We start from the raw sequence: 2,725 nt of genomic DNA on the forward strand, positions 1-2,725 counted from the left end.
TCTCCAGCGCCGATGGTAGTTGGGGCTTTGCCCCTGCAAGAGTAGGACGCCGCCAGGCTTTACTTTTTGCATTTATATGCAAAACATGGTACACTACAACATATATTGAGATTGTTCCACAGTAGCTCAGTGGTAGAGCTATCGGCTGTTAACCGATCGGTCGTAGGTTCGAATCCTACCTGTGGAGCCATTTTTATGCTTCCATAGCTCAGTAGGTAGAGCACTTCCATGGTAAGGAAGGGGTCAGCAGTTCGAGTCTGCTTGGAAGCTTTCCGCTGAAACGCTTGTCCTGTAAGGGATTAAGCGTTTTTTATTTATCTATAATTATTCTAAAATGACCCGTTCGGATGACACTTTTTGAATATGGAATATTTGTTCTTATAAATGATAAAGAAAAAACACCATATAAAATGAAGTTCAAATTGTGACAAGTGGCATAATTTATATATAATCTTCATCAAGCATATCTGCAATCTTTTGGTCTGCTTCTTCCAAGTAATGACTATATATTAAATGTTGTTCCAATAATAGCATGTCCTAAACGTTTTGATGTAGAATGAATGTTGGCTCCCTTATTTATTAAATCCGTTGCTGCAGTGTGCCTTGGATCATGGAAGCGGATCTTTTTAAGTTGTGGTTTGTCATTCTTTTTAATTCCTTATTTACCCGAGTTAAAAACCTATTTCACCATCTATTAGGAACGCTAGGATAGAATGGTTTTCCTAAGTACGTAGAGAATATAAAGAAATAACTACCACGTTCCCATCATTCGGCAGCTCCATCCACTCTGTACCTTTTTAAGTTTATGCTTTTTTTAATTTTATCCATCAGCTTTTTAGGTGGTGCTACTGGACCCTTTTGTCTAAGACTTTTTTATTTATAACCTTTTGCTAAGCTCAGAGAATGAATACACTTATTGTATTGGTGGGAAAGTCTACATCATCCCATTGTAGAGCGAGCAATTCCCCTTTACGCATCCCTGTTTTAAGAGCCATTTTAACCATTAGCACCATTTGTATGTTTTTTCCTCCCTTAGTAGCGTGAACAGTAGGGGACAGTAAAATCAGGATAAGAAGCAGCTCATTCTATGCGGAGAATGAGCTGCTTCTTATATATTTTCATTTTAAGCTCCGGCTTTTTGCTTTTTATCCGGATAGAGTAAAGAAAATACAATTCCGACAATCAAACAGATAAAGAAGGTTGCGGCTTTGGCAGATACAATTACTTCGAGCGGTGAAAGGGACCAGACGACAGCACTGACTGCACCGACAATAATAGTTGCAATGACCCCGATCCCAGAGACTCGTTTCCAAAAGAAGATCAACAGAACAACGACGGAAAATGTATTGCCGATCCCTGCCCATGCAAAAGATACGAGACTGTAAATAACAGATTCTGATTTCAAGGAAATAATAATGCCGATGATACCGCTGATCAGCGCCACGAAACGGGATAAATGTACAAGTTTTCTGCTGGTAATATTCCATCTGAGAGTCTTATGGATAACGTCCTCGCTGATGGAAGTTGTAATAACCAATAACTGTGAAGATGCTGTCGACATAATAGCAGCCAGAATCCCTGCCAAGATAATCCCGGAAACCCATGGTGGTAAAATATCAAAAATCATATGCGGCAGAATCATTTCTGGATCAGCCAATGTACCTTGTGCGTATAAAGCAGAAGCAAAAATAGCTGATAGAAAGGCTCCCACATAGACAATCATTGTCCAGATTATCGCCATGTTTCGACCGGTAACCCGCTCTTTTTCTGTTGTAATCGCCATAAACCGGGAGCTTAGCTGTGGCTGTCCGCCGAGCCATCCAAAAACCCAGGAAAAGTTGGTAAAAAGCATTGCACCTAAGGCAAGTCCGTTTAAACCGCCAGTCCAGCTGTCGGCTCCTCCACCCCTTAGGGAAAGTTCTGTGGAAACACTTAACCCCTGATTCTGAATCTCCATAAAGGCAACGATAGGTACGATTATAAAGGATATCAGCATTAAAAAGCTTTGCACGGCGTCTGTCCAGACAACGGACATGAAGCCTCCTAGGCAGGAATACGCAATAATAATTGCTGCGATAATGATCGTTCCCCATGTAATGCTGAATCCGGAAATGGAATAAACGGTTTTACCCATTCCTGAGAATTGTGCAGCTAAATAACAGACAAAGAAAAATACCATGACGATAGAAGCCAACCAGCGGATAATATCTGCATGCCTTGGAAATTTAACTGCAATATAGTCTGTTAAACTATTTACCTTGTATTTTTGTTGTTCCATCATAAATCGTTTGGACAGGAATAGCCAGGAAGCGAGCACTCCGAAGAACATACCTGATAAAACCCAGATACCGGATAAACCGGCTACATAAATAAATCCAATTGCTCCAAGGAACATGTAAGCAGATTCCCCGGTAGCACGTTCCGAAAAGGCAAGTACCCAGCCGGGGACTTTGTTGCCTCCGAGAAAATAATCGTTATGCGTTAAATCTTTTTTGCCAAAATAAATTCCTATTGCAAGCATTGCGAGCAAATAGAGAACAATTTCTATGTAAATTACTGTTTGCACAAGCCCTTTCCTCCATCAAAACTTAAATAAAATAATACCAATTGGTTTTATCAGATATTAAGCCGTTTTTAAAAATTTGTCAATCATCATTTAAAACCTGAATTATTCACTGAAATTCTATAATACAGTTTAAATGCTTATCTGACAGTCGGTTTAGCC

Annotated in this window: 3 protein-coding genes and 2 tRNA genes; 2 read left to right on the top strand and 3 right to left on the bottom strand. The window is 39.9% G+C overall.

Annotated features, from left to right (window positions below; all coding sequences use genetic code 11):
• The first annotated feature begins 115 nt into the window (after nucleotides 1-115).
• Nucleotides 116-190, top strand: a tRNA-Asn gene (locus tag ABRT01_RS18050).
• Between the two features lie 7 nt (nucleotides 191-197).
• Nucleotides 198-270: transfer RNA gene (locus tag ABRT01_RS18055), tRNA-Thr, on the top strand.
• A 232-nt stretch (nucleotides 271-502) separates the two neighbouring features.
• Here ABRT01_RS18055 and ABRT01_RS18060 read toward each other — a convergent pair.
• From ABRT01_RS18060 to ABRT01_RS18070, 3 genes are all read right to left on the bottom strand, one after another.
• The gene (locus ABRT01_RS18060; RefSeq protein WP_367749148.1) at nucleotides 503-655 is read right to left on the bottom strand and encodes a tyrosine-type recombinase/integrase; all 153 of its coding nucleotides are present in this window, start codon (nucleotides 653-655) and stop codon (nucleotides 503-505) included.
• 241 nt (nucleotides 656-896) lie between these two features.
• Nucleotides 897-1,013 carry a tyrosine-type recombinase/integrase gene (locus ABRT01_RS18065; RefSeq protein ID WP_367749143.1) on the bottom strand — a complete coding sequence of 39 codons (117 nt, stop codon included), beginning with the start codon at nucleotides 1,011-1,013 and terminating at the stop codon, nucleotides 897-899.
• Between the two features lie 110 nt (nucleotides 1,014-1,123).
• Nucleotides 1,124-2,566, bottom strand: a complete 1,443-nt coding sequence (locus tag ABRT01_RS18070) for a sodium/proline symporter (RefSeq protein ID WP_269410922.1) — start codon at nucleotides 2,564-2,566, stop codon at nucleotides 1,124-1,126.
• Nucleotides 2,567-2,725: the final 159 nt, after the last annotated feature.

Source organism: Lentibacillus sp. L22, assembly GCF_040812445.1.
In the GTDB taxonomy this organism is placed as follows: domain Bacteria; phylum Bacillota; class Bacilli; order Bacillales; family Amphibacillaceae; genus Lentibacillus_C; species Lentibacillus_C daqui.